This window comes from Enterococcus sp. DIV1083b (genome assembly GCF_051713705.1).
Classification (GTDB): Bacteria; Bacillota; Bacilli; order Lactobacillales; family Enterococcaceae; genus Enterococcus_D; species Enterococcus_D casseliflavus.
Genome location: NZ_JBIOQJ010000001.1, coordinates 1,122,548 through 1,148,723, shown reverse-complemented (window position 1 = coordinate 1,148,723; position 26,176 = coordinate 1,122,548). Strand labels below are relative to the sequence as shown.

Here is a 26,176-nt window from a genome sequence, read left to right as displayed (position 1 = left end):
AGAGAGGAGTGCTTTTATGAAACGAATCATTATGGCTTATGACTTACAACATGCCCCCAAAGCTTTACAAGAATCCGCCCTTTCTTTTGAGCCTTTTCTCCCGGAATCTCGAAGCGTTGCAGAACTTTTTTATTCCGCCTATCATGAAACGACGGATGACGAAGGGGAATCGCTTGCTGATTGGCAAAAAGAGCTGAGAGAGACTGCTGACGGAAAATACGGTCCCTTGATTCCAGAGCTTTCTTTTTAGTTACAAAAGGATGACCATCCTATCGGTGCCGTAGTAACCAGCACGTTTCAAGAGCTTCCCCTGCTATTATTTGTTGTTATGAGCGCAGCCTTTAAAGGCAAAGGCTTATCCAAGCTGCTGATGAAGGAAGTGATCCAACGAGCAAAAGCCATGGGGCTCACTCGCCTTTATCTGGTAGTGACGGTTGAAAACCAGCCAGCCTACAAGCTGTATGAAGCATGCGGTTTTTCTTTTGCAGGTGAAAGCTGGGCTGATCTTTCTCCTTAGCTAAGCTTGCAAGTTATCTAAGTCATTTTCTACTATTTGAAAAGGAGCTTCGAACCAATGAATGAACGAGTAGCTGCTGCGATCCAACTGCGGACTGAAAAAAAACTGCAACAATCAAATGAACAATTGATTCAATTAGCTGCCGAAAATCCCCAAGATGCCTTTGTGCAGTACCAAACGGCTTGGAGCTATGATCTTTTAGGGGAAGAACAACAGGCAATTCCTTATTATGAACAAGCAATCGCGTTAGGTTTATCAGAAAACGACTTGCCAGATGCCTACCTAGGTCTAGGCAGCACCTATCGTGCCCTCGGCAATTATCAAAAAGCCGAAGACGTGTTTTTACAAGCGATGAAGCTATTTCCAAAAAATCATGCTTTGCAAACCTTCTATGCCATGACACTGTTTAATCTCGCCGAGTATGAGCAAGCCACTAAACGATTAATGACCCTGCTTGCCGAAACCTCTAGCGATCCAGACATCCAGTCTTACCGACAGGCTCTTTTGTTTTATGCGGATAAACTCAATGAGACATGGGCATAAATATACCCCATGAAGCAGCTCCTCCGCTCCCTTTTCTCGTAAAAGGGAGTCTTTCTTTTGGATATCTCGCGATCATCCTTTGCTACCACCGACTGTCCTTTGAACCCTTTCCTCCAAGCATTGCCACCCTATCATTATCGAAATTTTCGATAAAAAACCAGTTGACGGCTCTCAATAAATCTGTTAGTTTATCTATGTTTTTTTAATAACAGATTGGAGGCATGACTATGCCCTTTATTGTCTATTTTTTCCTATCCTTATTGATCATTTATATTCCGACACCAACCCTTTTGCTGTTTTTTCAAAAACTCGCCTCGCAGCATGACAATCTGACGGCTTTCAGTAAACTTTTTCTATTATTGATGATCTTGCTAGATTATTACTTAAGCTATTATTGGTTAAAAAACTGCAAGGTCAAAAAAGCGCACTACCTTTATTTAGTCTTTGTCAATGTCTTCGAATGGCTGATCCACTTCTATCTTTATTCACGATTTGAAACGATCAATCTACTAGTCATTTTGTTGTTCCAGACTGTGCTTTTGTGCTGCATGGTTTTCTTCCCTTTATCGGAGAAGTTCCGACGTTTCTTATTTACATAGTCAGTGAGAAGAAGGGTTCACAGTTTTCGGTTTCCTTGATACACTATCCTTATCTATTTGCGAAAGGAAGTGCGCGTATCCACACACCGGAACAAGCTCTTGAAGGCTATATTCAAGCTACCAATACCCACGATTTTCGTCAAGTTCAGCCATTCCTTGGAAAACAGGCGATCTATTACTTTTCTGATGCAACCTGTCGAACACCTATGGAAATTTGCCAATATTTTGAGAATGCTTGGGACTTAATCAAAGACGAACATTATCATATTTCAGATGTACAATGGCTCCACAAATCTGCTCAATCCGCAGTCTGTCTTTATACGTATCACTATGAAGGTTTTCTAAATGAAGAATTTATTGAAGGCTCGGGTAGAGCCACAAATGTTTTTGAAAAGATCGAAGGAAACTGGGTTTTGGTCCACGAACACTTAAGCTCCTCAGTTACCCCCTAGCCTACGTCAAGATTCAATTGATCACAAGAACTGATTTACATTGCAAACCACCTTTGTTACGATTGATAAAAAGGATGTGTTGTGATGTCATTGATCGTCTTGATTGGCGCACAAGCCGCAGGGAAAATGACTGTGGGCAAAGAACTGGAAAAACGATTGGATGCAAAGCTTTTATTCAATCACCAGACCATTGATCTTTTTGCGAACTTTCTTGGCTATAGCCCCGCAGCATTCGCTTTGTCTAATCAAACACGGATCGAACTCTTCAAAGCCTTTGTTCAAAATGAAGCCAATAATACGACAAAATCAATCATTTTTACGGTCTTGATTGATTTCGATCAAGCGGGAGATTTAGCTTTTTTACAAGAGATCGCCCAACTATTTACCGATGCCCAGCAAAAGGTCTATTTTATCGAACTAGTGGCTGATATTGAGGAACGCTTAAAGCGCAATTGCCATGAGGACCGTTTAGCCGCAAAGCCGTCAAAAAGAGCGCTGGATTTTTCTAGAAACGAGCTTTTGTCTTCGTTTGAAAACTATCGCTTAGAAAGCCTGCCACAGGAATTAACTACCCTTTTTCCAACGATTCCTTCGCTGAAAATCAACAATACCCACTTATCACCTGATGAAGTGAGTCAAACAATTATTGCCCATTTTTCCTTGACTTAAGTCTAAAAGAAACGCCTTTCTCAAGCTTTGCTTCAATACGAAATTGTCTATTGACTTTGACGCTGCGTCAAGCGGTATCCTCTAATCAAGAGGAGGTGTCAAAATGAAGGTTTATGTTATGCCAATGTTTTACCAATTGAAGACAAAAGATATTGAACAATCATCAAAATGGTTTGCAGAAATCTTGGGGTTCCAGTCATTGTATCAGTTTCGCAATCAAGAAAATCAAGTGACGATGGACCATCTGCGTCTTGCTGACTACCAAGATTTGATGCTGATTGCCGCAGACTCGTTCACTGTTGGCGATGGGGCAATTTTGAATGTAGCGATAATTGATCTTAGGAATATCGCTCAAAAAATTCCCGAAAAGTGGATCGTGGAACCTTTGATGGAAAAGCCTTGGAATGCCCTTGAAATGACCATCAAAGACCCCAACGGTTATTTGTTTACCCTAACAGAGGCGATAAGAAAAAACGAATCAGACTTTCAAACCTTGATGGACCAAACCAAGGATTATTTTCAATAAAAGGAACCGAGTAAGAAGGATGGCTTTCTTACTCGGTTCTTTTTCTCTTTGTATTACCAGCTATCTAATACATATATTCTTATAACACAAAAGAGAATTATTAATCATATAAAACAAATAAAAAGAACACAGTTTATTTATTTTGAATAATTTCATTGTTTTTAATTCTGTTCAAATATATAATGGTTTTATCTTAATAAAAGGAGTGACGCAATGAACGTAAAAATAATTTCAAGTGGTTTTTCTGAAAAATCCTTTGAGAATAAAGTCAACCAGTATTTAGACTTTATTCAGGATAATGGTTTAAAAATTGTTGAGATTCAGTATCGCCCAAGTTTTTACGGCTATTCTGCCATGATCATCTACAACTGATCCTATACAATTCCTAAATCAGTGTAACGAATGATACACATCCCCCAAACGAAATTTTATCAACATCATATTTATTCACACCGACTTGAGAACATGTTACACTAAGCGAAAAGGGGGATTTCCTATGGAAAAGAAATCGCAGCTTCCGTGGTACAAGCACAAAAAATTCTACCTTCCAGTTGCCGTCGTCCTTGGCATGATTGGGTTTCTTCCCAGTCTCGTTTCTCTTTTCGGGGTATCGATCGATGATGAATTCAATCCTGATTACTATTCTGATCCGAATGAACCAATGTTCAAGAAAAAGCAAAACTGACTGTTGCGATGCCGTATGCAGGTTTTTTAACCAACAAAAAAAGAGCAATCACTCGCTGTTGTGTTTGCTCCTTTTTTAAAAGGGATTCGGCAGACCTACGCACCTTGACAGGGTAAGCTGTTTGGGGAGAGGGCGTTTGAATGCGCGAATGAACAGTAACTTATTACGTGAAACCACTTATACTTTTTTCCTGTTAAAAAATCAATTGCTAACCAATCACAAAGGATCGATTATTTGAAGAAAGAAAAAACGTTAGCCATTAGTTCTACAACTTCCCAGGGAAAACTAAAAAAATCAAACATCCATTTCTCCTCCTTTAATTGACTTTCTTCAAGTTTACCCGCAAAATAAAGCTGTAACATATTTGGACTATTTTTCCGTCCACTTTTTTTAGGAGGGATTTTTTGAAGGCCAATGACTTGTTAAAAGAGTTACGAACGGAACGAAATATCTCACAGCGAAAATTGGTTGAGAACATTTCAGAACGCAGTACACTGGCAACCTTTGAACAAAAAGGGCACCGCATCGCCTTTGATATTTTGCACCAATATTTGGACCGCTTAAATGTCACTTTGGAGGAATTTGAGTATCGCTTGGATGACAATCAAGTCAGCGAGAAAAAGCAGCTATCCAAACAGTTGACCACCGCTTACTATGAAAGCAAGTATTCTGAAGTCCTTTCTTTGATCAACAAAGCCCAAGCGCTGTATAAAACCACGAAGGATTTCTTCTATTATGTCCTGTATAGTCAATTCTTTTTGATTTTAGAGAAAAAAGGCGTGGTTACCGACGAGGAAGAACGGCGCATCATCGAAGCGACCATCAAGAAATACTTGGAACGCATCGACACGTGGGGAAAATTTGAAATCTCCTTATTTACCAATCTGCTCTTCCTCTTTTCTGACGAGTACATCTTGTATCAAATGAAACACCTGAATAAAAAAATTTTTTACAGCAATGCGTTAAGTATCAATTATCAAATCTACACAAAATTGCTGACGAATGCGGCTTTCTTGTTTATCGATCGCAAAAAACCTGCCGAGTTGGCGCATGTGCTGACGTATCTAGCCGATCACCTGCCGCCGGACAATGATCGTATCCGCTTGATGATTCGTTATTTCGAAGGCATTTACGCCTTGTTCCAAGGCGATCGTACGTTGGGAATGGCCACGATTGAAAAAGCATTGGACTATTTGCGATTTATTGGTCAAGAAGCCTTTGCCAAAGAATTAGAGGCACTGGCTCAGAGTATCTAAAAAAACCTGCTGCTTCCTCTCAGTAAGAGAACAACTCTCTTACACGGAGGAAACAGCAGGTTTATTTTTTTCTTAAAGTAAATGCAATGCTTCTTTCCAGAGCAAGACTCGTTTGACGGAAGCATTCAAATCAGCTTCTAAATAGCGGCCATCTTCAACCGCTTGTACCACAAAAGGGATCTGTTCTTGATAGGTAGAGGAGATCACTAGATCATTTCCCGCCTGCAACGCCTGTAATGCGGCTTCTTTTTGCGGAATGAACTCAGAAAGTCCTGCCATATCCAAGTCATCCGTCATGATGACCCCTTCAAAATGCAATTCATTTCGCAGCAGCTCATGCACGGGTTTTGAAATAGAGGCGGGTACGGTCTTATCGATACTATTGACGATCGTATGCGCCACCAAAATACTATCGGCACCAGCTTTGATCCCTGCGGCAAAAGGCAGAAAATCCGTTTCCCGCAGTGCAGATAGCGGGCGGTCATCGGTGACGATTTCGACATGCGAGTCACGATTGTTGCCATAGCCAGGAAAATGCTTCAAGGTAGACCCAACGTGGTGTTTCTGTAAAACATGAACCACACGTTCTACAAACGTACTCGTGCCCTGCGCATCCATGCCAATGGTTCGGTCGTAGATAAAGGACTGCGGATCAGTGGAAACATCGGCAACGGGAAACAGCCCAGCATTGATGCCGTAAGCTTTTAAAATTTCCGCTTTCTTTGCTGTATCTTCTTCGATCGCCGACCATCCACCTTGGGCATACAGCTGTTGTGGTGAGAGAAAACGCTGATCCGTAAGGTTCGGATTGCGGCTGATGCGAGTCACTGTGCCCCCTTCTTCATCCATACCGATCAACAGCGGAATGGCGCTGGCTGCTTGGTAATCTGAAATTTTCTGTTTCAAGCTCTCCGCCGTCTCATTTTCGGTATCACGGCCGAATAACAGATAGCCACCGAAATGATACTTTTGAAGCTCTTCGATTTGATTGCTTTCTGGCACACGCACAAAAAACAATTGCCCGACCTTTTCCTCCAAACTCATCGTGGCGATTTTTTCTGCTATTGCCTCTTCTGGCTGTTCTTGCGTGGAAGTTGAAACAGAAGTTGACGTGGAAACTGAGGTAGTTTCCTGGCTTTCCCTGCTTTCTTCCTGTGTTTCGTCCCTCAAGCTGCTTTGCTGGATCATGGCTGGCTCTTCGGTTTGCTGTTTTTGCTGTTCTATCATCCACTTCATCCCTCCCATTGCTGCTAAGACCAAGAAAAGAAACAGTCCCATAGCGAGTCCTTTTTTATTCATAGATTCCCCTTCCCCTCTAAACAAGTTATTGAGAATGATTAAGCCAATCCTTAGAAAGAAAAAAGTGAACCACTGACGAAATATTCGCAGATGATTCACTTCAATGGATGTTATCGTTCTTTTTTACTCGTTAAACGAACCGTCGGATCAGCCGTTTGTATGGTACCGCACGCCCTACGATGTAAATCAACGCAGTTTGTATCGGGAACATGATGACTGCTTTTAGCAAGCGGACCGACCAAATCGCCCAGCTTGTCAAAGGAATATTCAGCATCATAGCTAACCAGATCGGTGTTAAGATCAAGGTTATTAAAAGTGTATTTAACAAGACGACCATCGCCGCTCGTTTTAATGTGACTTCTTTCCGATAAAAGAAGTAGCCATAAATCAGTCCACCAACGAAGGCATTGATGGTAAAGCCAAAAAAGTAGGCTGATTTTGGAAAAATCACCATTCCTGCGATATCAGCTAATGACGAGCCAACTGCTGTCCAAAACGGACCAAACAGCATACCCATGATCAGCTGGGGTACAAAGGAAAATGTGATTTTGATATAGGAGGTTTCAAACCCCAAGATTTGCGACAAGACCACCATTAAGGCAATCAAAAGTCCCATGACCGCAATCATGTGTGCATCGACTTTTCTTTTCATAGCGAGCATCTCCTTTTAGAGTTGCTACAAATTCATGCAGCGAATGCGAAAATAAAACCGCGAACGAATGATCGTTCTTCGTCCGAAAGGCAACATCCCATCCTTTCAGCACTTAACGCTTTATTTCCTACTCTGATTTTTTTTAGGTATTGCTACCCAGACACACTATAGCATACAAGCGCGGACTGCTACAATTTTTCTTGTTTATTTTCTTGTACAAAATCTGCCAATGTTCGCTTTTCTTTTTTTGTGCATCAAAAAAACGCTTTTCTCATGTGAATCTTTCTACCACCAGTAAGTGAGCAGCAAACATTCTCAAAAAAAGCGTTCATTCTTGTTTCTTGTTTCCTTTCAAGCCTTATGACAATTTACCCAATCAGATTGTCATTGATCAATACCGATTTGATGTCGCGTAATTGATGATCGATAGCAAGCTGTTCATGGGTCATTGTTGCGGTGACCTCTTTCATGGCATGCATTTCTTCATTCAATTCGTTGATATTCGTTACTAATTTGTTCAATGCTTCAATAATCAGTTGATTGTTATCCATGGTGAAACACTCCTTTTTGTAATGGTTGAGGTTAGTCTTCTTCGTTGATTGGCTGCTTCATCGTACCAACGGCGGCAACTGCGCGTTTCGTTTTATAAAACAATTTGTATAAAACAAGAACGACGACTGGGATCAGTCCGCATAAGATGTAGATTTGCGAATAATCAAACAGACCGTGTAAGCTTCCTAGTGCATAGGGACCTACGCCTAAGCCAAGATCCAGCCCGATGAAATAAGTGGAGAGCGCTACGCCGACTCGGTGAGGATCGACTTCTTTCAGACAGACGGCTTGGCCATTGGACATGAAGGTGCCATAGCCCAAGCCGACAAAGCAACCCGCAAGCAACAACATCCAGCTATTGCCAGTAATACTCAATAAGAAAAGACCAAGGGTCAAGAAAAGAAAGCTGGGATACATGACTGCATCTGCGCCATGGCGGTCAAACAGTTTGCCCGTCATTGGCCGTGTGAAGGTCACAGAAAGTGCATAGACGATGAAGAAAAAGGCACCGGCCGTTTCCAACCCAAGGTCACTGGCGTAGATCGATAAGAAGCCGAGAACGCTGGAATAAGCCAACCCGATCAAAAAGGCAATCCCAGAAATGAAAAAAACTTTTGGTTCGACAAAACTTTTGACGGACCATTTTTGCAGCTGTGCTTTGTGTTCTTCCGTCAATGGGATGTTTTTGACTGGGAACCAGAAACAAGCGATGGCTGTTGCGATCGATAAAATAGTTGCTAACCAAATAATGAAATCAAAGCCGACTGTCGGTAGTAAAAGCATACCAATAAAAGGTCCGACCGCCGCTGCTAAACTAGTACTTAATCCATAGTAATTGATCCCTTCGCCATGTTTGGAAGCTGGGATATAAGCGGTGACGATCGCATTAGCCGCAGTCGAGACGGCACCATAAGCAAAGCCATTGAAAAAGCGCACCGCATCTAAAATATAAATGTTGACTGAGACCAAATAAGCAGCGGTGGTAATGACATAAAACAATATCCCCCAGCGCAAAACGGCTTTACGACCAACTAATTCTAAAATTTTCCCAACATACAAGCGAGCGATCAAGGTCCCGATAATGTAGATCCCCGCTGCCAAGCCAGCTTGTGCAGTGGATGCCCCTAACTCCTGCGTGGCAAATTTCGCGGTGATGACGACAAAACAATAATACACGAGAAAGACGATAAAATTGATCAAGGTAATCGTGATAAACCCTTTGTTCCATAGTTTTTCATTTTTAGTTGACGGCAACGAGCTGACGACTCCTTCTTGATTGGTTTCCCTATCTGACATGTTTCTTCCATTCCTCCTGTTTGTGCTGTGATGCGTTTTACTATACCGAAACTTCCTCTGCTTGAAATGCGCTTTTGCTGTTAAAAAAGAGCATTAACAAGAAACATTAACATTTGTTATTGCTTTTTCACCAGAAATGTCTTTTAATGAAGCATGAATAGAGGAAATTTCAAATTTTTTTCAGAAAATGTTGGGTTGGCATGAAGTGAAGGAGTAACGTGGGTGGAGAAACAGATATTACGTGATTATTTAGAAAAACAAGCAATACCGGTCGTTATCCGTAAGAAAAAGAGTTACTTGACATATGAAGGCATCCCGGATCGGTACGTCTATATTTTAAAAAAAGGCATCATCAAAACTAGCGTAGTGACCCATGAAGGGCGCGAATTCAACTTGCGCTATTTGACGGATTTTGAGATCGTCTCTTTGTTTAAAGACGAATCCTCTCAAGAAGTCGAAGCCCCTTTTAATGTGCGGGTTGAATCAGAAGAAGCCGAATTATACAAAATCGTGCGGGATCAATTTTGGGCAGATGTCAATCGTGATCGCCTGCTGCAGGATTATGTCAAAGAGTATTATCGAAGAAACTTGATGGATACGATGAAAAAGATGCAGCAAATGCTGATGAACGGCAAATTTGGTGCTGTCTGTACCCAAATCAATGAGCTGTATGAAACGTTCGGAATCAAGACAACAGATGGTGTCTTGATTGACTTTGAAGTCACCAATGAGGAGATCGCTCGCTTTTGCGGCATTACCTCTGCCAGCAGTGTCAATCGAATGATGCAAAAATTACGAGAATCTGGCGCCCTAAAAAGTGTCGATCGCAAACTATTAGTGACAGATATCGACTTTATTCGGGAGAATATTATTTATTGATCAAAAAAAAGACTTTGTACGCCTATTGGTTTCAGGCACACAAAGTCTTTTTCGATTAAATAAACGTCACTGTTTCCGTCACTTCGATCGCTGGATCTAATGATTGGATCACGGGGCAATTTGGTGAAACGAGTTTTAGGCAACGGGTCGCTTTGTCATGGTCGGCTTCAGCGATTTTCGCATAAAACTGAATGTGGATGGCACTGACTGGTTGGGCTTTTTTGTTGTCGTCCCGGTCATAGCTGACTTCGATCTTTTCGATTTCTGCTGTGATTTTTGAATTCTCTAGGACGGATGCGTATACATAGCCGCCGCAAGCAGAGACTGCACTCACCAGCATTTGGACTGGCGAATAGCCTTTTTCCCGTGCTAATACCCAATTGCCAGTTGGGGTCGTCATTTCAAATTTGTCGCTTCCTTGATGGATCGTCAATGTTTCTACTGTCATCGTTTTTCTCTCCTCACAAAATGATCTGGTTCAACTTCGACCCATTCATACAATGGTGTCAAAGTAATCGTGCTTTGAATTTCCGTTTGTTCCATCGCACCTCTTGCTAACACAGGATCAGCGATCGGCGCTGCTGCTAATAATTTCTTCGTGTAAGGATGCAGCGGATTGTCGAACAAACGGTCGGTGGGTGCCAATTCAACTAATTTCCCTTGATACATGACGGCTGTTCGGTCACTGATATGACGAATCACGGACAAGTCATGGGAAATGAACAAATAAGACAACGAAAACTCTTTTTGCAGACGCAGTAGCAATTGGATGATCTGAGCCTGAATGGAGACATCTAATGCCGAAGTCGGTTCATCACACAAGACGAACGCCGGGCGATTGACCACCGCACGAGCGATGCCGATCCGTTGCCGTTGTCCGCCGCTGAAACTGCGGGGCAGTTTATGGACATCATCACCCGTGATCCCGACGATCGCTAAGATTTCTTTGGCTTTCGCTCGGGCAGCATCTTTCGTTTCATGATACAACGGCTCCATCACCAGTTCAAGTGCCGTCATGCGGGGATTCAATGATGAATACGGATCTTGGAAAATGATCTGCATTTGCTGATACGCTGCTTTGCGATCTTCTGCCGTCAATGCTGTTAGCTCTTTGCCTTCAAAGAAAATCTCCCCGCTTGTTAAGGTCTCTAAATTTAAAATACTGCGTCCTAAAGTGGTTTTCCCACTCCCTGATTCCCCTACTAGCCCTAATGTCTCGCCCCGATGGATCGTTAGGCTGACATCTTCGACCGCTCGGACTTCACTGACAGTGCCGCGCCAGTTTTTGCTGCGAAAGGTTTTCGTCGCATGTTCTACGCGAATCAGTTCTTCCATTATTCTGTCACCTCCTGATTGCGCCAAACGCGATGGGTCTTAGATAGCTGCGTTTCTTGCAGTTCATCTGCCAATGTCTCATGATAGTCAAAGACTTTTAATTCGGCATGCTTGTCGCCTAAATGGGCCGCCTGCAATAATTGTTTCGTATAAGGATGTTCCGGCTGATAAAAAATTTCTTCCGTGGTTCCTTCTTCCACGACTCGGCCTTGATACATCACTTTAATAAAGTCGCACATTCCTGCAACGACCCCAAAGTCATGGGTCACAAGGACGACGGAAAGCTGGTTCTCTCTTTGCAGGTTTTTGATCAATGCCAAAATCTGTGCTTGGATCGTCACATCTAAAGCCGTTGTCGGTTCATCTGCGATCAGCAATTTCGGTTGCGCCAACAAAGCCATGGCAATCATCACCCGCTGACGCATCCCCCCAGATAGCTCATGAGGATATTGTTTCATGCGTTGTGCTGGAAAAGGTATGCCGACTTTTTCTAACTCTTTGACGGCGATTTCTTGTGCTGCTTTTTTCGATACTTTTTGTGAGCGGCGAATCACTTCGATCAAATGATAGCCAATCGTGCGCAAAGGATTTAACGAAGTCATCGGGTCTTGAAAAATCATGGCGATCGGTAATGTTCGACGATCGGTCACTGCTGCTCCTTCAAATGTATAACTGGTATAGTGATCGGTCACTTTATCAGGCAAAAGATCCATGACGCTTTTCATGGTCATACTTTTGCCGCTGCCAGATTCGCCAACGATCCCAACGACTTTGCCCTTAGGAATTACCAGATCAAGATTTTTTACTAACGGTTTCGGACCGGTTTTGCTTTGAAATGTCACATTCAACGCTTCGATCGCTAATAACTCTGTCTTCATCGGTCACACCTCTCTCTGCAAGACATGTTTGATCATGTCGCCGATATTGTTAAAGGAATAGATGGTGAAAATAACAAAGAGCCCTGGAAGAATCGCCATGTATGGTGCCCGCTGCAAGCTGTTTTGCGCGTTTTGCAACAGACTGCCCCACGAAGCCATCGGTTGCTGAATCCCTAATCCGAGGAAGCTCAACGCTGATTCGGTCATGATCGCACCAGAAATACTTGCGGATGCCGCAACGATCAAGGTTGGCAGTACTGCGGGGAAAACATGCTTCACGATAATACTGAATGAAGAACGACCGATAAATTTCCCGTAAGCAACATACTCCCGTTCTTTCGCTGCTAACGTTTCACCACGAATCAAACGAGCGATGTTCATCCATGAAAACCCGCCGATCACAATAATGATCGTGGTTAGTCCAGGACGTAAAAAGACGCTCAAAACGATCACTAACACCAGCCAAGGAATTGATGACAACACATCGACGAGCCGCATAAGCAAGTTATCGATCCATCCGCCAAAGTAGCCAGAAACAAGACCGACAAGGGTCCCGATAAACGTCGCAGTGATCATTGCCAACACACCTACAAACAAGGACACCCGACCGCCGTAGACGACCCGAATAAAGTAATCCCGCCCCACTTCATCAGTCCCAAACAAATGAGCCCAGCTCGGTGGCTGTGACATGTTGCTGACATCCGTTGCATTGGGATCGATCGGGATCAAAGGCGCAACGAGCGATAACACGATCAATAACGTCAAGAAAACGACAGAAAAAGTATAGATGGGCGAAGCAAGCATGACTTCACTGATTTTTTTGAAACGTTTCATTACTTGCTCCCTCCTTTACGGATACGTGGATCAACCACGGAATATAATACATCCGCTAACAAATTCCCTAAGATGACCAGTGTTGCTGACAGCAGCATGATCGCCATGATCACAGGATAATCGAGGCTTTTCGTTGCACTCATCAAGTAAGGTCCGACGCCCGGCCAGCCGTAGATCGTTTCTGTAATGATCGCACCGGTAACTAACATCGGTAACGCCAAGCCGATTTGGGTGACAACGGGAATCAAAATATTGCGACTAATGTGACGACTGAAGATCTGCCATTTGCTGGCGTGGAATGCCCGTTGCACCATCACGTAGTCTTCTGATACTTGCTGAGTCGCTGATGCCCGAATATACCTTGTCAAATCTGGGAAGAAGGCGACAGTCAATGTGGTATAAGGCAAAATAAAATGCTGCAGAAAATCGCCAAAATCCCCTTCTTTACCGACCGTATACATGCCAATGATCGGAAACATATTTAATAAGTAACCAAACACATAAATCAAGATCATCGCAAACCAGAAGGTCGGCACAGCGATCCCTAGAGATGCCACAGCGTCAATGATCCGATCCCAAATCTTTCCTTTGTTGGCAGCAGCCAACAGGCCCAAAATGATCGCCAGCAATAAAGCGGTCAAATATGCAGGGATCACTAGCCGCATCGTATTCGGGATCCGAGTCGCAAGTTCTTGTGAAATACTACTTTGAGACACCAAAGAAAAGCCAAGATTACCAGTAAGAACATTTCTGATCCAAAGAAAATATTGAACCAAAAAGGGTTGATCCAAGCCATAGCGCTGCCGCAACAGATCGATTTGCTCTTGTGACATATTCGGTGTCGTGATGGAATCGATCACATCATACGGGGCGATATGTATAAGTGAAAATACGATAAAAGAGATCACAAATAGCAAAGGGATTGCTTGCAATACTCGTTTTGCAATATATCGAAACATAATTGACCTTCTTTCTTTTTCATAGAAAAAAGCTGTGATAAAAAAGATTCCTCTTTATCACAGCCAATGGATTTACTTGATTGTCAATTTAGACATATCTTCGAATGTATAGATTGGGATCAAGCCTGCATCTTCTACATTACCAATTCGGTTATTGACCGCTAAGATTTTCTTGTTGTCAACGATTGGGTAAATGATCGCTTCGTCAGCAATGGCTTTTTGCAGATCATCGTACAATGCTTCACGCTTGTCTGTGTCCAATTCAACTGCTGCTTGCGCAAACAAATTGTCAATGGTTTCGCTATTGCTTTGGAAGTAGTTGGCACTACCGCCAGTTTCAAATAGACTGCCGTATAAGTCGGGGTCATTTCCCATGATATACCCGCCAAGGAATAAGTTGTACTTCGTTGAATCAGGTTTCTTCAACTCAGTGAAGATCGCAGTACCATCGCCCCCTTCAAGGGTAACTGTGATGCCTGCTTGTTGCAATTGTTGTTGGATCAACGTAGCTTGGATCGTTTGAGCTGGGTCAGTTGAGTTGAACGCCAAGTTCAATGACAAATCAGTGACACCTGCTTCTTGTAAAAGCTCTTTTGCTTTTTCAGCATTTGTTTCATATTTCTCGACATCTTCGGTGACGTATGGATTGTTCGGTGGTAAGAATGAATACGGTGTTGCATAATACTCTTCATCTAGATATGCAGCTTGATTTAATTCATCTTTGTTCAACGCATACAAGACTGCTTGACGGACCTTCACATCTTGTAATGCATCTGAATGAGTATTTAAGCCTAAGTATCCGATGCGGTTTTCTGTATAGGGATAAACAGAAATTTGCGTATCATCTAAGTCTTCAATATCTGAAGGCAAGACAACGGCTGCATCCACTTCCCCTTTTTGCAAAGCAACTTTGGCCGTATCAGTACTTTCAATGATCCGCAAGGTCACGTTTTGAATCGAAGGCTTGCCGCCATAATAGTTTTCATTGGCTTCAAAAGTAAAGTACTCACCACGTTTGTATTCTTTCAATTGATATGGACCCGTACCAACTGGTTTTTCAGGCAGTTCACTGACCGAAAAGTCGCTAACATCTTTAAAGATGTGCTCTGGAATGATGTATGTTTCAGTTGCGATATTGCTGATCGCTGCCGCACTCGGTGTCGGCAACACGAATTTGACGGTGTATTCATCCACTTTTTCGATCGCGATTGGTTGGTCGTCGACCCAAAGGGAATCGGCATTGCCATTTTCTTTTTTGACTTTTTGTTCATATGTGAAAACAACGTCATCGGCGGTAAAGCCTTCGCCATCTGACCATTTCACATCTTGTTTCAAATGCACGGTCAATGAAAGGCCGTCTTCCGCCGGTTCCACTGATTCTGCCAACGCATTTTGTGTTGTTCCGTCTGCTTCCACTGTAACTAGTGGAGAATAGATCATGTTTGTCACTGTCAAGCCCCAGCGATCACTGGTGTTGATCGGGTTGGTGGACGATGGGTCCCCGCTGATCGCATAAGTGAATGTTGCATCATCCCCAGCTCCAGCTGCACTACTGGTTGACGTTTCTTCTGTATTTGATCCACCGCAGGCTGCTAGAACAAATCCTAGTCCAACGACGGCAACACTTGCTAAACCTTTTTTCCAATTGATCATTTTTCCATCCTACTTCCTGTTCCTATATAATTATAGTAGATTTTTTGCTTTTTATTCCCAAACAGGGATACTTGATTTCTTGGTAACTTCGTCAATAATTGCTTTTACTTCATCGGTCTGATAATACGCTACGACCGTTTGGTACACATCATTTTCTGCTTCGTCTGCTCGCGCAGCAATGACATTATAATAGGGCGTGGAGGAGTCAGCCACAGGTTCTAAGAAAATCGCATCTTCTGTCGGAACCAAGCCAGCATCGACTGCCATGCCGTTGTTGATCAAAGAGATGTCGACATCGGTCATTGCCCGAGCCGTTTGATTGGAATCAAGCAGCTCAAATTTCAAGGCTTTGGGATTCTCAGTGACATCACTGGTTGTTGGCAGTAACCCTTTTGATTCATCCAAAGTGATCAAACCGGCCGTTTGTAAGAGTAATAGTGCGCGGCTTTCATTTGACACATCATTGGGTAAAGCCACCGTAGCACCATCTGCCAATTCGCTGACATCAGTGATTTTATCGGAATAAATACCAAGTGGGTTTAATGTCGTATACGCAATCGTCGTGTTGGAATAACCACTTTCTTCGTTGACATTATCCATAAAAATTTCCGTCAATGCTGCGTGAAGATCGATTGACCCATCCTCTAGTGCGACGATTGGTTGGCGATAATCGGTGAACTTCACCAGTTGCAAGTCGATATTTTCGTTTTCCTTCAATTCTTCCTGCACATGTTCCCAGGCTTCATTTTGTTCGCCAACGACACCTAATTTGACGACGGTCGTTTCTTCATCCGCTTGGTTGGTGCCACAGGCAGCCAAGCTAAACAAGGCAAGCAGCCCAATTACTCCTGTCGTCAACACATTTACTACATTTCTTTTCATCCCTTTTTTCCCCTTTTGTTCCCTCCTCAGATCAATCGTCCTATTTCCTTGTCGAATGGCCCAACTAGACCAATTTCCCCTCTGTTTCTCAAAACAACCTACTTTTTCAAAGGAGAAATGGTTAATCCCTGTTGCCGTCAACCGAAAACATCGGACTCACTATTCATATGTAGTGTAACTTTATCCTATACAACTAAAACTGTCAATAAAATTACTCTACAAAAGTAAGTTTTTCACTAGCTGATCTGTGGTTGGGTTATTTGAATATCTTCAGTGCATTTTCTAAGTCATCGATCAAATCTTTACTACTTTCGATCCCAATGGAGATCCGTAAAAGATCCGGCGTCAATCCATAAGATTCTCGTACCTCTTGAGGAATATCTGCGTGGGTCTGTGTCGTTGGATACGTGATGAGACTTTCCACACCACCCAGGCTTTCCGCAAAGGTAAAGACCTTTAATGCCGCTAAAAAGCCGCTGATTTTGGTTTCATCAAGCACCCGAATACTGATCATCGCCCCTGCATTTGGGTACAACACCTCTTTGATCGCCGGATGGGCTCGTAAAAAGCGGCCAACTTCCTTGGCGTTGGCTTCTTGCCGTTCAAAGCGCAACGGCAGCGTCTTTAAACTTCGGATGAATAACCATGTATCAAAGCTGCTCAAGGTCGGGCCTGAAGTATTGGCTAAATAATTCAAGCGCTCCCCTACTTGCGCATCTTTGGCGATCACGACGCCAGCCAAAATATCATTGTGACCTGATAAGAACTTGGTGCCTGAATGGATCACTAGATCCGCGCCTTCTTCTAATGGCAACTGCCGTAACGGCGTCAAAAAGGTGTTATCTACGATCAGTAGTGCCCCATGGTCGTGAGCAAGCCTGGCGGTTTCAGCAATATCCGTCACGGTCATCAAAGGATTCGTTGGGGTCTCTAAAAAGACAGCCGTTACCTCGTCAGTTAGTTTTTCACTTAATTCTGTTACAGTGCTGAAGGTATCGAAGAATGCCCGTTGGCTTTTTTCCAATTCCGCAAAATAGCGAAAGCTGCCGCCATACAAATCACGAGAAACCAAAAAGCGACTCCCGCTGGTAAATAAGTCAAAAATCAAAGCGATCGCACTCATGCCAGAGCTGGTCACTACTGCCCGAGCTCCTTTTTCTAATTCAGCAAGACCTGCTTCTAAGATATCACGGGTCGGGTTTTTGGTACGGGTATAATCATAGCCTGTACTTTGCCCTAACTCGGGATGAGCAAAGGTCGTGGAAAGATAGATCGGTGGGCTGATCGCCCCAGTTTGCTGATCCGAATGATTGCCTAATTGTGCCAGAAAAGTTGCTGTATCAATCGTCATGTCGTTCCTCCTTTTTGATTGCCTCGATCATGCGATCAAGGGCTTCTTGAATGATCGTCGGTGTTGTCGCAAGATTCAGACGAATCAATCCCTGACCGTCTTGTGAAAACCATTCCCCATAGTCGACTGCCAGACCGGCAGTATCTTGGATCACGTGCTTGGTTCGTTCTTTGGCAATGAGTTGCCGCAGATCGACCCAGAGAAGATAGGTTCCTTCTAATGGCAGGAGCTCAATTTTGGGAAATGCTTCTTGCAGTTGCTGGCGGACCATTTGTTCATTGGCAGCAATCACCAAAAGCAGGTCTGCTAGCCATTGATCCCCCGATTCATACGCGGCTTTCGCAGCCACCAATCCCAAACGGTTGACTTCCGTCTGCTTGTATTGTCGGCACCACGCCTGATAGGCTCTGCGCATCTCTAAATCAGGAATCCAAACATGAGAGAGCAATAATCCTGCTAAGTTGAAGGTTTTTGAGGGCGAATCGACAACGATCAGTTTTTCAAAACCTAAACGCTGCGCCACTGTTATTGCCGAAACAAATTGCTGCTCACCGAGTATCAGCTCCCGATGGATCTCGTCGGCGATCACGACAACCTCATGTTTTTGGCAAATGGCCAATAATTGATGCAGTTCTTTCTCTTGCCAGACCCGCCCTACTGGATTGTGGGGGGAGCAGAGAATAAATAGTTTCACTTTTTCTTCAATGATTATGGCTTCAAAAGCAGCAAAATCGATTTGATAGGAATTCCCTACCTTTTGCAAGGGTGCTTCTATCAAGCGCCTTTTCGTCTCTTTGATGCTGTCAAAAAAGGGATAATAGACGGGCGGCTGGATCAAGATGCCATCGTCTGGTTCTGTGAAACAATGAAGCAAATCAACCAAAGATTGGACGACCCCTGTGGAAAACGAGAGCCATTTTTCTTCGAATTTCGTCCCCCAGTGGCGATCTTGCCAAGCTTGATAGGCTAAAAAATAGCCTGAGGGGGGAATCGCATAGCCAAAGGTTCCTTGAGCAACCAGTTGCTGCAAGGCTTCTTCCACTGCCTTTGGCGCAGCAAAATCCATATCAGCTACCCATAAAGGCAAAAGCTTTTCTCCTTGGAACCGTTGATCCACAAGATCCCATTTTAAAGAATCAGTGCCTTTTCGCTGTCTAGCATAGTGGGAGAGAAAATGCTCAATCGTCATTGATACTCACCCGACCTTCTGGCTCACTGCCAATTCGGTAACCTTCTTTCGTCGGCGTGACGGACAGGTCATACGGCGTTCGCAAGTAGGTTTCATTGATCCAATTGCTGAAAAACAAAGAGGCATGTCCCCGCCAACGGTTGGTAATTTTTCCGCCTAAACGGTCATAGGCAAAGTAATTTTTGGGCAATGCGGTAGCTAATCCCCGTTCCATGTCTCGCAAGTACTCTTCATTCAAGGTCGTTGTGTGGTATTCAAAATGCCCTAGCAAGAAGGCATTTTTATGATCTTCTGATACGAAGATGGAAGGCCCTGTTTCAACACCCGCTGCCAAGATTTCTAAAGGCGCTTGGGCGAGCTGGCCTTCATCGATGCCAGTATAGCGCGAATGGGGCGTATAAAAGACGTCGTCAAAACCGCGAACGAGCGGATGAAAATGCGTGACTGCTTGTTCGAAGACGCCAAACAATTTGCTTGGGTACAACACTTTGTCGATACCATAATGATAATAAAGACCAGCTTGTGCCCCCCAACAAATATGCAGGACTGAAGTGCAATTCGTCTGGCTCCAATCCATGATCGCTTGCAGTTCTTGCCAATAATCAATGACTTCAAAGGCCATTTTTTCAACAGGGGCACCAGTGATGATCAAGCCGTCGAATCGTTGGGACTGGATCACTGAGAATTCTTGATAGAACTTTTCCATGTGATCGACAGACGTGTTTTTACTTTCGTGGTACTTCATTTTCAGTAAAGTTACTTCAATTTGCAGCGGACTTTGGGAAAGCAGGCGCAGCAATTGATTTTCTGTGGCGATCTTTTTCGGCATCAAATTGACGATTGCGATCTTCAAGGGACGAATCTCTTGTTTCACCGCTTTATGCTGCAGTAAGGCAAAGACATTTTCTTTTTGCAGGACCGCTGCAGCGGGTAGTTCTTGGGGAATAATGATCGGCATTGCTTCAACTCCTTACAGATAAATTTCTTGTTGAAAAGAAGGCGAACAGTTTCGGCTGTGAAAAACAAAAAAAGCCGCCCTTTTATCCTTACGGATAAAAGGGACGACTTGATGCGCGTTACCACCCTAATTCGTGCTATTCTCACAAATAACACCTCAACAGTACACTATGATACTTGGCGCTGTAACGGGCGCATGCCGTTTTGCTGGCGTGAACCAACAAAAAAACTCAGAGCTCATCTTCACTGATCACCGCATGTCTCCTTTTTCACCAACCGGAGTCTCTGTACCTTTGTTGATCTGCTACTCTTCTCTTCAACGTTATCGATTTCTTTGTTTAATTTTAAAAAATTATAATTGTTTTTTCATTTACTGTCAACGGCAAGTTAGGGATTTTTCTTAGATTTCTTCTAAATATAAGTATTGCTGACCCATTTTTTCATAGATCGCTGCTAAGTCTTCTTTGCTGACTTCACGATCCTTATATCCATAAGGGTCGTTGACATACATCGTATCACCATCAATGCCGGTGATCACCACCGAATGGATCAATGCAGTCACAAGGATTTGCCCACTTTTGGTCTCCCATTCAAAGAAATCCTTATCAGCAGGTACTTGTAATTCTAACGTCGCAATCATCCAAACTGGTTTCCCGGATTGTAGTACTTTGACGATCTCATCAAAGCTTTTGTCTCGTCCACTAACAACTTCGTATTGCTCTTTTACAATCCTTTCGGCGACATCGGTGATCGGTTCTACGTCAACCCCCATCGCGCTATCGCCGCCATAGATGTTTCCAACAAAGCCTTCTCGTGGATCTCCATGGTGATAATAATCCTCATAAAGCGGGACATACGCTAATTCTTCCGCCAATTGATTTTTATTGGTATCAAATCCGTAAAAATTCAAGAGCATCGATAAAGCCGTTACCTCACAGCCGTTCCCTAACGCCACTTCATCGAATTGATTTTCTAACGGAACATCCAACTGAATAACCTCACTGTATTCAGGCTCTGGTGTTTGTTCTTCATCCGAAAGTGCTAGTGTCAATTCATCCTCTATCTTTTCAAAGGGGGACTGCCCGTTCTTACTGTCATAAAAAATCAGCAGAAAGAAGAGCATCAAGACGAACATACCTAAAAGTAACCGTTTTAACTTTTTCTTCTTCATCTACTTCCTCCTCTTGTATATTATAACTTATTTCTGTTTATTATTTCACTATAATAAACTTTTTAGGAAGGAGTATTTTCTTAATCTAAACACAAAAAAATAGACCCGTTTAGGCAGCGGGTCTATTCAAACTGGCGCTTATGCCGCTTTCTTCTGTTTCTGGATAAAGCGTCCTTTTGCTTTTGAAAACGAACGAATATCAAATTGTTTGCTTAAGGCACCTGCAACAAAATAAGCCAAATTGAAATCGATCAAGCTATGGATCAACCCGCCGATCCCCATCAAAACGAACAAGAAATAGTAGAAATTACCATCGAATGCGGTCCCTGGTACATTTCCTGTGAAGTAAAAGGCGGCAACGACGGCCATTTCAACGGCAGAATGGATCAGTCCGATAATCAAGTTAAAGCTCTGAAATTTGATATTCAATAAAGAGGGTTTGCCATTTTTTAGTAAAATATCTGGGTGCTTCTGTAAATAAAAGGCACCGATGACGGCAAAAACAACATGAGACAATGCCCGTAAAGCAATGATTGGTGGCAGTGTTAAGAAAAAGCCAAAGGTCGTTCCTAAAGCTACCGCGATCGCCATCGCAGGTGAAAAGAACATCGCCACAAAGACGGGCACATGGCTAGCTAAGGTAAAAGATGCTGGTCCGATGACGATTTTGGGCATTACCATGGGAATGACGATCCCCATGCCGATCAACAATGCAGCGATCGTTAAATGGCGAATGGAATGATTTTTCATTTATACTCTCTCCTTCAATGTGTCATGACAGTTCTGTCTTGCTTATTCTACTGGTATTTCCACGAGGTGTCAAGACACAAAAAAACGAATGTTTATTCAACATCCGTTTTTATTGAAGTTATCCTTTACGCGCTTGCATTTCATTGCTTAATTTGGCAAATTCCGCTAACGACAGCGTTTCTCCACGTCGTTTCGGATCGATCCCACTTGCTTCTAAGCTGTCTGCCAACCACTGTTTGGTTGTTTCATCTTTTCCATAGCTATTTTGCAAATTGTTCCAAAGGGTTTTACGACGCAGCTGAAAGGCTGCTTTCGTTAATTTGAAAAACTCTTTTTCATCGGTGACTGCGACTGCTGGTTGTGATCGACGCGTCAATTTCAAAATAGCCGAATCAACATTCGGTTGGGGCACAAAAACGGTTTTCGGGACGATGAATGCCAGCTTTGCTTCCATGTAGTATTGCACAGCGATCGACAACGAGCCATAGGCTTTAGTCCCAGGAACTGCTGAGATTCGATCAGCCACTTCTTTTTGCATCATCACGACCATTTCATCTACTTTTACCTGAGACTCTAAAAAGTGCATCATAATTGGCGTAGTGATGTAGTAGGGCAAATTTGCGACAACTTTTAATGAAGCAGCCGTATCGCTGAATTCTGACCGAATGGTCGTTGATAGGTCTGCTTGCAAGACATCTTGATGAATGATCTTTACGTTTGCGTAAGGCTGCATCGTATCAGCTAACACAGGGATCAACCGATCATCGATTTCAAACGCCAACACTTGCTTGGCGTGTTTTGCCAACTGTTCGGTCAGCGCACCGATTCCAGGACCAACCTCAATGACGTTTGTCGTCTCGTCGATGCCTGCAGTTTCTACGATTTTCCGTAAAATATTCGGTTCTGTTAAGAAGTTTTGCCCTAAACTTTTTTTAAAGGTAAAGCCATGTTTCGCTAAAATCTCTTTGGTTCTTGAGGGGGTTGCTATATCCCGTTCTTCCTTCACAATTCTTCCTCCACTATTTTCATTGCTTCTGCCAACTCTGCATCGGTGATACGAAACATTGTCAGCCGCTTCTCTAATTGTTTGCCGTTCGTATAGCCGATGCGTAAAAGATCCCCCAACCGCTCTCGTTTCTCTTTCGCTCCAGCCCCTGCGATCAAGCCATACGCTAACAACTGTTGCCGATCAATGGTCCCCTCACTGACTTCATTTGAAGCAATCGGGGTTACGACTTTTCGCAAGGCTTCTTTCAACGCTTCATGGCTGGCGTGTTCCACGCCTAAACTGCCCTTGCTTTTCGGTGCTGCCTGACTGCGCGGTAAAAAGGCATGCTTGGCATCAGGAACGACTTCCATAATGATTTTGCGAATCTTTTCTCCCGAAAAATCGGGATCGGTAAACACGATAACCCCTCGTGTCTCTTGGGCGTGCTCGATTTGATCAAGGATCGTGTCATCGATCGCCGAACCGATCGTCTCGATGGTATCTACATCGAACACTTCTTGCAATCGGCGGGTGTCGTCTTTGCCTTCGACGACAATGATTTCTTCGATTTTCGGTTTATTAGTCATTGATCCTAAACAAGCGATGGGCATTTTTTGTCGTGTAGGCCGCAACATCAGCCACCGCTTCTTGCCGCAGCTCCGCGATTTTATCCACTACATAATGAGTATAGCCCGGTTCATTGCGCTTGCCACGATAAGGAACAGGGGCTAAATAAGGCGCGTCAGTCTCAACGAGTAGCCGATCTTGTGGCACGACTTGCGCAGCTTCTTGTACCTCCGTCGCCTTTTTGAAGGTCACGACACCACTAAAGGAAATATACATTCCTAGGTCCAAGAACTTTTTCGCCCATTCGCCGTCCCCACTAAAGCTGTGCATGATGCCGCCGATCGTTTGGACTTTTTCATCCTTTAAAATCGCATAGGTATCTTCTAAGGCTTCACGGGTATGAATACTGATAGGCAGCTGATGTTCACGGGCGATCGCCATTTGCCGACGAAAGACCTTTTCTTGAACTTCCTTCGGATCTTCCATCCAGTGATAGTCTAAACCGATTTCACCTAGGGCAACGACTTTTGGTTGTTCCAAGCGCTCTTGCAAATAGGTTTCCACTTGCGGGGTATAAGAACCAGCTTCGGTTGGATGCCAACCGATAATACTGTAAATGCCAGGATATTCTTTGCTTAATGCTAACGATTTTTCAATCGTTGGCTGATCGAAACCGACGACCGCCATCTCCGTTACTCCTAGTTCTTGCGCACGGGCGACCGTTTCGGGAATGTCTTCGTTAAACTGTTCTGCATTCAAATGTGTATGAGAATCAAAAATCATGAAATCTCCTCCTTAGTCCTTCTATACTCTAGCATATTTTGACGGTTTAAGAAACGAATCCTCTTCGCTTTTTTCATCAGTTTAAGAAAACTTTCAGCAAGCCAAAAAAATCCGCCCAAAGTTGGAGGACGCCGAAGCTGATTTTCTCTATACTGAGGGTAACGAAATTGTATGGAGGTGGAAATATGGAACGATCAAAAATTGATCCCGGCCGCTTTTTTTCTGGCCAAAAAGCAGCAACGAAAGGCACGTTAAAACATCAATATCATTACTATCGGCAGCAAAATGCCCATCAAGCATTCAACAGCGATTTTCAGCGAAATTTCCAGCATGATTTCCCGAATTTTGCTACCTGGCTAAAATTGCAGCAACAGACACCACAAAAGAATCAAACAGCGACTTTTTCTCACTGGTTATTGGTTGGTTTCTTCGGACTTTTGACAGCAGCAAGTTTTTCGCAACAGCTCTTATTCCTACTTTTTGTCTTTGTCTTAGCCGCTCTCGTCAAAGGACCTGGCATGATCGTATGGGGCATCGTGTATTCCTTCTTAGTTAGTCTGTTCCCGCCATTGGGTATCGTTCTTTCTGGCTTATTTTTCTTACTGACCCTGCGTCAATTAACCAAAAATGTCACTTTCGTTTTGACTGCATTGTACTTTTACGGTTATCCCTTTGTCATCACAGCCCTCCAACACTTTACGAATTGGGACCCGCAATGGCTGTGGGTCGGCAGTATCGGGTTTGCCTTGATCAGTGGCCATTTTGTCTTAAAGCAAAACTATCCCTTTGCTTCAAGTAAAAGTCTCGCATGGGCGATCATCTCCGTCCCTTATGATTGTGTCATGGCTTTGATCCCCGTCAAACACAAAGCACGCTTTAAACGTTTGGTGAAAATCAAATAATTACGATCTAGGATACAAAAGTAGGCTATTGCCGCCCCTTTTGTATCTTTTTTTCACGGAAGAAACAAACGAAATACGATGGATATTTTTTGTTATTTTTGCTTTCGCATGATTGCTTTTTTTGTAAGAATCTACTATGCTAGAAACTAGCAAATCAAAAAAGGAGCCACGCCATGTACACCCTCATTCTTATTGCATTCCTCCTTACGGGCTTGCTAGTTTACTCCTTTATTATTGAACCGCATCTTCTCAAACAACGGCACTACCTCATAAAAAAAGACAAGCGCACCGTCTTAGATATTTCAAAGGCTTACGATCTTTATCAAGCAGAAAGCAATCTCGTGATCGCCCATATCAGCGACCTTCATTTTTCTCGTTGGTACAAACCACGGCGAATGAATCGCATCATTCGATCAACGATCCAAAACAAGCCGGATCTGATCATCATCACAGGGGATCTGATCGATAATTATAAAAAATGGCCGCATCGTTCAACCAAGCGACTGATCGAAAAGCTGAAAAAATTGCAAGCGCCTCTGGGTAAGATCGCAGTTATGGGGAACCATGACCATTTGAATGACGGGCATTACTTTGTTAAGGAAATATACCAGCATGCAGGGTTTACCTTACTTGATAATGAGTCGGTTTTTGGTTCTGATGACAAGACGTCGATGAATATTGTCGGTATCGATATAGAAAGTCCGAAAGTCAGTTTTACCTATGAAGCAACCTTAGCAGAATGGCAGCTGCTTTTGCTCCATGAACCCGATTATGTTTCTCGGATCACCAATCTGCCAAACTACGACTTGATTCTTTCTGGCCATAGCCATGGCGGGCAGATTCGCTTGCCTTTTTATTATGCGAAAACAAAGGGCGCGTTGAAATATACCGATGGGCTCTACCTTTTAGGCAATGAGACCTTATTAAGTGTTTCCAGCGGGGTTGGTATGACCAAGATTCCCGCCCGACTCGGTGTCCCACCTGAGATCCTTTATTACCATTTAGAACCGCAACAGCAATTGAACGTTTCTTAACTGTTCATCGGTGCAATT

Annotated in this window: 31 protein-coding genes, 1 pseudogene and 1 riboswitch; of the genes and pseudogenes, 13 read left to right on the top strand and 19 right to left on the bottom strand. The window is 43.4% G+C overall.

Annotation, left to right across the window (positions count from 1 at the left end):
• Positions 1-16: 16 nt before the first annotated feature.
• From IGI69_RS05325 to IGI69_RS05280, 10 genes and pseudogenes are all read left to right on the top strand, one after another.
• The gene (locus IGI69_RS05325) at positions 17-250 is read left to right on the top strand and encodes a hypothetical protein (protein WP_438739957.1); all 234 of its coding nucleotides are present in this window, start codon (positions 17-19) and stop codon (positions 248-250) included.
• Positions 251-265: 15 nt separating this feature from the next.
• A pseudogene (locus IGI69_RS05320) lies at positions 266-517 on the top strand (GNAT family N-acetyltransferase); the annotation flags it as partial.
• A 57-nt stretch (positions 518-574) separates the two neighbouring features.
• Positions 575-1,060 carry a tetratricopeptide repeat protein gene (locus IGI69_RS05315; RefSeq protein ID WP_167826802.1) on the top strand — a complete coding sequence of 162 codons (486 nt, stop codon included), beginning with the start codon at positions 575-577 and terminating at the stop codon, positions 1,058-1,060.
• 227 nt (positions 1,061-1,287) lie between these two features.
• Entirely contained in the window at positions 1,288-1,659 is a 372-nt protein-coding gene (locus tag IGI69_RS05310) for a hypothetical protein (RefSeq protein WP_074535041.1), read from the top strand.
• Complete coding sequence (locus IGI69_RS05305) at positions 1,602-2,111, top strand: YybH family protein (protein ID WP_438739954.1); 510 nt, start codon at positions 1,602-1,604, stop codon at positions 2,109-2,111. Before IGI69_RS05310 ends, IGI69_RS05305 begins: the two co-directional genes overlap by 58 nt.
• Before the next feature lie 84 nt (positions 2,112-2,195).
• The gene (locus tag IGI69_RS05300; RefSeq protein WP_060793076.1) at positions 2,196-2,780 is read left to right on the top strand and encodes an AAA family ATPase; all 585 of its coding nucleotides are present in this window, start codon (positions 2,196-2,198) and stop codon (positions 2,778-2,780) included.
• A gap of 103 nt (positions 2,781-2,883) precedes the next feature.
• Positions 2,884-3,306: a VOC family protein gene (locus IGI69_RS05295; RefSeq protein ID WP_438739952.1), complete on the top strand. Its 423-nt coding sequence runs from the start codon at positions 2,884-2,886 to the stop codon at positions 3,304-3,306.
• A 213-nt stretch (positions 3,307-3,519) separates the two neighbouring features.
• Positions 3,520-3,678: a hypothetical protein gene (locus IGI69_RS05290; RefSeq protein ID WP_167823014.1), complete on the top strand. Its 159-nt coding sequence runs from the start codon at positions 3,520-3,522 to the stop codon at positions 3,676-3,678.
• Between the two features lie 124 nt (positions 3,679-3,802).
• Entirely contained in the window at positions 3,803-3,991 is a 189-nt protein-coding gene (locus tag IGI69_RS05285) for a hypothetical protein (RefSeq protein WP_096741410.1), read from the top strand.
• A 404-nt stretch (positions 3,992-4,395) separates the two neighbouring features.
• Positions 4,396-5,247, top strand: a complete 852-nt coding sequence (locus IGI69_RS05280) for an Rgg/GadR/MutR family transcriptional regulator (RefSeq protein WP_081116612.1) — start codon at positions 4,396-4,398, stop codon at positions 5,245-5,247.
• A gap of 72 nt (positions 5,248-5,319) precedes the next feature.
• On the opposite strand, the gene IGI69_RS05275 is transcribed toward IGI69_RS05280, so the two are convergent.
• The 4 genes from IGI69_RS05275 to IGI69_RS05260 form a co-directional block, all read right to left on the bottom strand.
• A complete protein-coding gene (locus IGI69_RS05275; protein ID WP_074535037.1) occupies positions 5,320-6,546 on the bottom strand; it encodes a glycoside hydrolase family 3 protein in 1,227 nt (408 codons plus the stop codon).
• Between the two features lie 130 nt (positions 6,547-6,676).
• Positions 6,677-7,207: a folate family ECF transporter S component gene (locus tag IGI69_RS05270; protein ID WP_005225551.1), complete on the bottom strand. Its 531-nt coding sequence runs from the start codon at positions 7,205-7,207 to the stop codon at positions 6,677-6,679.
• A 26-nt stretch (positions 7,208-7,233) separates the two neighbouring features.
• Positions 7,234-7,335: riboswitch (THF riboswitch) on the bottom strand.
• Between the two features lie 231 nt (positions 7,336-7,566).
• Complete coding sequence (locus IGI69_RS05265; protein ID WP_005225550.1) at positions 7,567-7,749, bottom strand: hypothetical protein; 183 nt, start codon at positions 7,747-7,749, stop codon at positions 7,567-7,569.
• A 31-nt stretch (positions 7,750-7,780) separates the two neighbouring features.
• Complete coding sequence (locus tag IGI69_RS05260) at positions 7,781-9,046, bottom strand: MFS transporter (RefSeq protein WP_074932126.1); 1,266 nt, start codon at positions 9,044-9,046, stop codon at positions 7,781-7,783.
• A 222-nt stretch (positions 9,047-9,268) separates the two neighbouring features.
• Between IGI69_RS05260 and IGI69_RS05255 the strand changes: the two genes are divergently transcribed.
• On the top strand, positions 9,269-9,925 hold the full coding sequence (locus IGI69_RS05255; protein ID WP_015509334.1) for a Crp/Fnr family transcriptional regulator: 657 nt from the start codon (positions 9,269-9,271) through the stop codon (positions 9,923-9,925).
• A gap of 55 nt (positions 9,926-9,980) precedes the next feature.
• Here IGI69_RS05255 and IGI69_RS05250 read toward each other — a convergent pair whose 3' ends face one another.
• The 15 genes from IGI69_RS05250 to IGI69_RS05180 all read right to left on the bottom strand — a co-directional run bounded on the left by IGI69_RS05250 (position 9,981) and on the right by IGI69_RS05180 (position 24,222).
• On the bottom strand, positions 9,981-10,373 hold the full coding sequence (locus IGI69_RS05250; RefSeq protein ID WP_438739948.1) for an OsmC family protein: 393 nt from the start codon (positions 10,371-10,373) through the stop codon (positions 9,981-9,983).
• On the bottom strand, positions 10,370-11,260 hold the full coding sequence (locus IGI69_RS05245) for an ATP-binding cassette domain-containing protein (protein WP_002316738.1): 891 nt from the start codon (positions 11,258-11,260) through the stop codon (positions 10,370-10,372). Before IGI69_RS05245 ends, IGI69_RS05250 begins: the two co-directional genes overlap by 4 nt.
• Positions 11,260-12,138: an ABC transporter ATP-binding protein gene (locus IGI69_RS05240; protein WP_005234835.1), complete on the bottom strand. Its 879-nt coding sequence runs from the start codon at positions 12,136-12,138 to the stop codon at positions 11,260-11,262. Before IGI69_RS05240 ends, IGI69_RS05245 begins: the two co-directional genes overlap by 1 nt.
• Before the next feature lie 3 nt (positions 12,139-12,141).
• Positions 12,142-12,972 (bottom strand): ABC transporter permease, encoded by an 831-nt coding sequence (locus IGI69_RS05235; RefSeq protein ID WP_010747808.1) that lies wholly within the window; start codon positions 12,970-12,972, stop codon positions 12,142-12,144.
• Positions 12,972-13,931, bottom strand: a complete 960-nt coding sequence (locus IGI69_RS05230) for an ABC transporter permease (protein WP_167823003.1) — start codon at positions 13,929-13,931, stop codon at positions 12,972-12,974. The genes IGI69_RS05235 and IGI69_RS05230 overlap by 1 nt, the downstream gene beginning before the upstream one ends.
• Positions 13,932-14,003: 72 nt before the next feature.
• Positions 14,004-15,584, bottom strand: a complete 1,581-nt coding sequence (locus IGI69_RS05225) for an ABC transporter substrate-binding protein (RefSeq protein WP_086294892.1) — start codon at positions 15,582-15,584, stop codon at positions 14,004-14,006.
• A gap of 51 nt (positions 15,585-15,635) precedes the next feature.
• Positions 15,636-16,466 carry a MetQ/NlpA family ABC transporter substrate-binding protein gene (locus IGI69_RS05220; RefSeq protein WP_002307592.1) on the bottom strand — a complete coding sequence of 277 codons (831 nt, stop codon included), beginning with the start codon at positions 16,464-16,466 and terminating at the stop codon, positions 15,636-15,638.
• A 256-nt stretch (positions 16,467-16,722) separates the two neighbouring features.
• Positions 16,723-17,817, bottom strand: coding sequence for an aminotransferase class I/II-fold pyridoxal phosphate-dependent enzyme (locus IGI69_RS05215; protein ID WP_086294891.1), 1,095 nt, complete (start codon positions 17,815-17,817; stop codon positions 16,723-16,725).
• Positions 17,807-19,006, bottom strand: a complete 1,200-nt coding sequence (locus IGI69_RS05210; RefSeq protein WP_086294890.1) for a MalY/PatB family protein — start codon at positions 19,004-19,006, stop codon at positions 17,807-17,809. Before IGI69_RS05210 ends, IGI69_RS05215 begins: the two co-directional genes overlap by 11 nt.
• On the bottom strand, positions 18,996-19,964 hold the full coding sequence (locus tag IGI69_RS05205; protein WP_086294889.1) for a homoserine O-succinyltransferase: 969 nt from the start codon (positions 19,962-19,964) through the stop codon (positions 18,996-18,998). Before IGI69_RS05205 ends, IGI69_RS05210 begins: the two co-directional genes overlap by 11 nt.
• A gap of 399 nt (positions 19,965-20,363) precedes the next feature.
• Positions 20,364-21,134, bottom strand: coding sequence for a C39 family peptidase (locus IGI69_RS05200; RefSeq protein WP_086294888.1), 771 nt, complete (start codon positions 21,132-21,134; stop codon positions 20,364-20,366).
• Between the two features lie 138 nt (positions 21,135-21,272).
• The gene (locus tag IGI69_RS05195; protein WP_005225537.1) at positions 21,273-21,884 is read right to left on the bottom strand and encodes a hypothetical protein; all 612 of its coding nucleotides are present in this window, start codon (positions 21,882-21,884) and stop codon (positions 21,273-21,275) included.
• 118 nt (positions 21,885-22,002) lie between these two features.
• Positions 22,003-22,890 (bottom strand): 16S rRNA (adenine(1518)-N(6)/adenine(1519)-N(6))-dimethyltransferase RsmA, encoded by an 888-nt coding sequence (rsmA, locus tag IGI69_RS05190; protein ID WP_086294887.1) that lies wholly within the window; start codon positions 22,888-22,890, stop codon positions 22,003-22,005.
• Positions 22,887-23,459 (bottom strand): ribonuclease M5, encoded by a 573-nt coding sequence (rnmV, locus tag IGI69_RS05185; protein ID WP_016608225.1) that lies wholly within the window; start codon positions 23,457-23,459, stop codon positions 22,887-22,889. Before rnmV ends, rsmA begins: the two co-directional genes overlap by 4 nt.
• On the bottom strand, positions 23,452-24,222 hold the full coding sequence (locus IGI69_RS05180) for a TatD family hydrolase (protein WP_005225534.1): 771 nt from the start codon (positions 24,220-24,222) through the stop codon (positions 23,452-23,454). Before IGI69_RS05180 ends, rnmV begins: the two co-directional genes overlap by 8 nt.
• Positions 24,223-24,407: 185 nt before the next feature.
• On the opposite strand from IGI69_RS05180, the gene IGI69_RS05175 reads away from it, so the two are divergent.
• Together IGI69_RS05175 and IGI69_RS05170 are read left to right on the top strand one after the other, a co-directional pair.
• Positions 24,408-25,124, top strand: coding sequence for a hypothetical protein (locus IGI69_RS05175; RefSeq protein ID WP_015509323.1), 717 nt, complete (start codon positions 24,408-24,410; stop codon positions 25,122-25,124).
• A 173-nt stretch (positions 25,125-25,297) separates the two neighbouring features.
• Positions 25,298-26,158, top strand: a complete 861-nt coding sequence (locus IGI69_RS05170) for a metallophosphoesterase (protein WP_015509322.1) — start codon at positions 25,298-25,300, stop codon at positions 26,156-26,158.
• Positions 26,159-26,176: the final 18 nt, after the last annotated feature.

Bases quoted from the DNA above. Each gene is read 5' to 3' on its own strand.
- IGI69_RS05325 (WP_438739957.1), top strand. From the start codon at position 17: ATGAAACGAATCATTATGGCTTATGACTTACAACATGCCCCCAAAGCT.
- IGI69_RS05315 (WP_167826802.1), top strand. From the start codon at position 575: ATGAATGAACGAGTAGCTGCTGCGATCCAACTGCGGACTGAAAAAAAA.
- IGI69_RS05310 (WP_074535041.1), top strand. From the start codon at position 1,288: ATGCCCTTTATTGTCTATTTTTTCCTATCCTTATTGATCATTTATATT.
- IGI69_RS05300 (WP_060793076.1), top strand. From the start codon at position 2,196: ATGTCATTGATCGTCTTGATTGGCGCACAAGCCGCAGGGAAAATGACT.
- IGI69_RS05295 (WP_438739952.1), top strand. From the start codon at position 2,884: ATGAAGGTTTATGTTATGCCAATGTTTTACCAATTGAAGACAAAAGAT.
- IGI69_RS05290 (WP_167823014.1), top strand. From the start codon at position 3,520: ATGAACGTAAAAATAATTTCAAGTGGTTTTTCTGAAAAATCCTTTGAG.
- IGI69_RS05285 (WP_096741410.1), top strand. From the start codon at position 3,803: ATGGAAAAGAAATCGCAGCTTCCGTGGTACAAGCACAAAAAATTCTAC.
- IGI69_RS05275 (WP_074535037.1), bottom strand. From the start codon at position 6,546: ATGAATAAAAAAGGACTCGCTATGGGACTGTTTCTTTTCTTGGTCTTA.
- IGI69_RS05270 (WP_005225551.1), bottom strand. From the start codon at position 7,207: ATGCTCGCTATGAAAAGAAAAGTCGATGCACACATGATTGCGGTCATG.
- IGI69_RS05265 (WP_005225550.1), bottom strand. From the start codon at position 7,749: ATGGATAACAATCAACTGATTATTGAAGCATTGAACAAATTAGTAACG.
- IGI69_RS05260 (WP_074932126.1), bottom strand. From the start codon at position 9,046: ATGTCAGATAGGGAAACCAATCAAGAAGGAGTCGTCAGCTCGTTGCCG.
- IGI69_RS05250 (WP_438739948.1), bottom strand. From the start codon at position 10,373: ATGACAGTAGAAACATTGACGATCCATCAAGGAAGCGACAAATTTGAA.
- IGI69_RS05245 (WP_002316738.1), bottom strand. From the start codon at position 11,260: ATGGAAGAACTGATTCGCGTAGAACATGCGACGAAAACCTTTCGCAGC.
- IGI69_RS05240 (WP_005234835.1), bottom strand. From the start codon at position 12,138: ATGAAGACAGAGTTATTAGCGATCGAAGCGTTGAATGTGACATTTCAA.
- IGI69_RS05235 (WP_010747808.1), bottom strand. From the start codon at position 12,972: ATGAAACGTTTCAAAAAAATCAGTGAAGTCATGCTTGCTTCGCCCATC.
- IGI69_RS05230 (WP_167823003.1), bottom strand. From the start codon at position 13,931: ATGTTTCGATATATTGCAAAACGAGTATTGCAAGCAATCCCTTTGCTA.
- IGI69_RS05225 (WP_086294892.1), bottom strand. From the start codon at position 15,584: ATGATCAATTGGAAAAAAGGTTTAGCAAGTGTTGCCGTCGTTGGACTA.
- IGI69_RS05220 (WP_002307592.1), bottom strand. From the start codon at position 16,466: ATGAAAAGAAATGTAGTAAATGTGTTGACGACAGGAGTAATTGGGCTG.
- IGI69_RS05215 (WP_086294891.1), bottom strand. From the start codon at position 17,817: ATGACGATTGATACAGCAACTTTTCTGGCACAATTAGGCAATCATTCG.
- IGI69_RS05210 (WP_086294890.1), bottom strand. From the start codon at position 19,006: ATGACGATTGAGCATTTTCTCTCCCACTATGCTAGACAGCGAAAAGGC.
- IGI69_RS05205 (WP_086294889.1), bottom strand. From the start codon at position 19,964: ATGCCGATCATTATTCCCCAAGAACTACCCGCTGCAGCGGTCCTGCAA.
- IGI69_RS05200 (WP_086294888.1), bottom strand. From the start codon at position 21,134: ATGAAGAAGAAAAAGTTAAAACGGTTACTTTTAGGTATGTTCGTCTTG.
- IGI69_RS05195 (WP_005225537.1), bottom strand. From the start codon at position 21,884: ATGAAAAATCATTCCATTCGCCATTTAACGATCGCTGCATTGTTGATC.
- rnmV (WP_016608225.1), bottom strand. From the start codon at position 23,459: ATGACTAATAAACCGAAAATCGAAGAAATCATTGTCGTCGAAGGCAAA.
- IGI69_RS05180 (WP_005225534.1), bottom strand. From the start codon at position 24,222: ATGATTTTTGATTCTCATACACATTTGAATGCAGAACAGTTTAACGAA.
- IGI69_RS05175 (WP_015509323.1), top strand. From the start codon at position 24,408: ATGGAACGATCAAAAATTGATCCCGGCCGCTTTTTTTCTGGCCAAAAA.
- IGI69_RS05170 (WP_015509322.1), top strand. From the start codon at position 25,298: ATGTACACCCTCATTCTTATTGCATTCCTCCTTACGGGCTTGCTAGTT.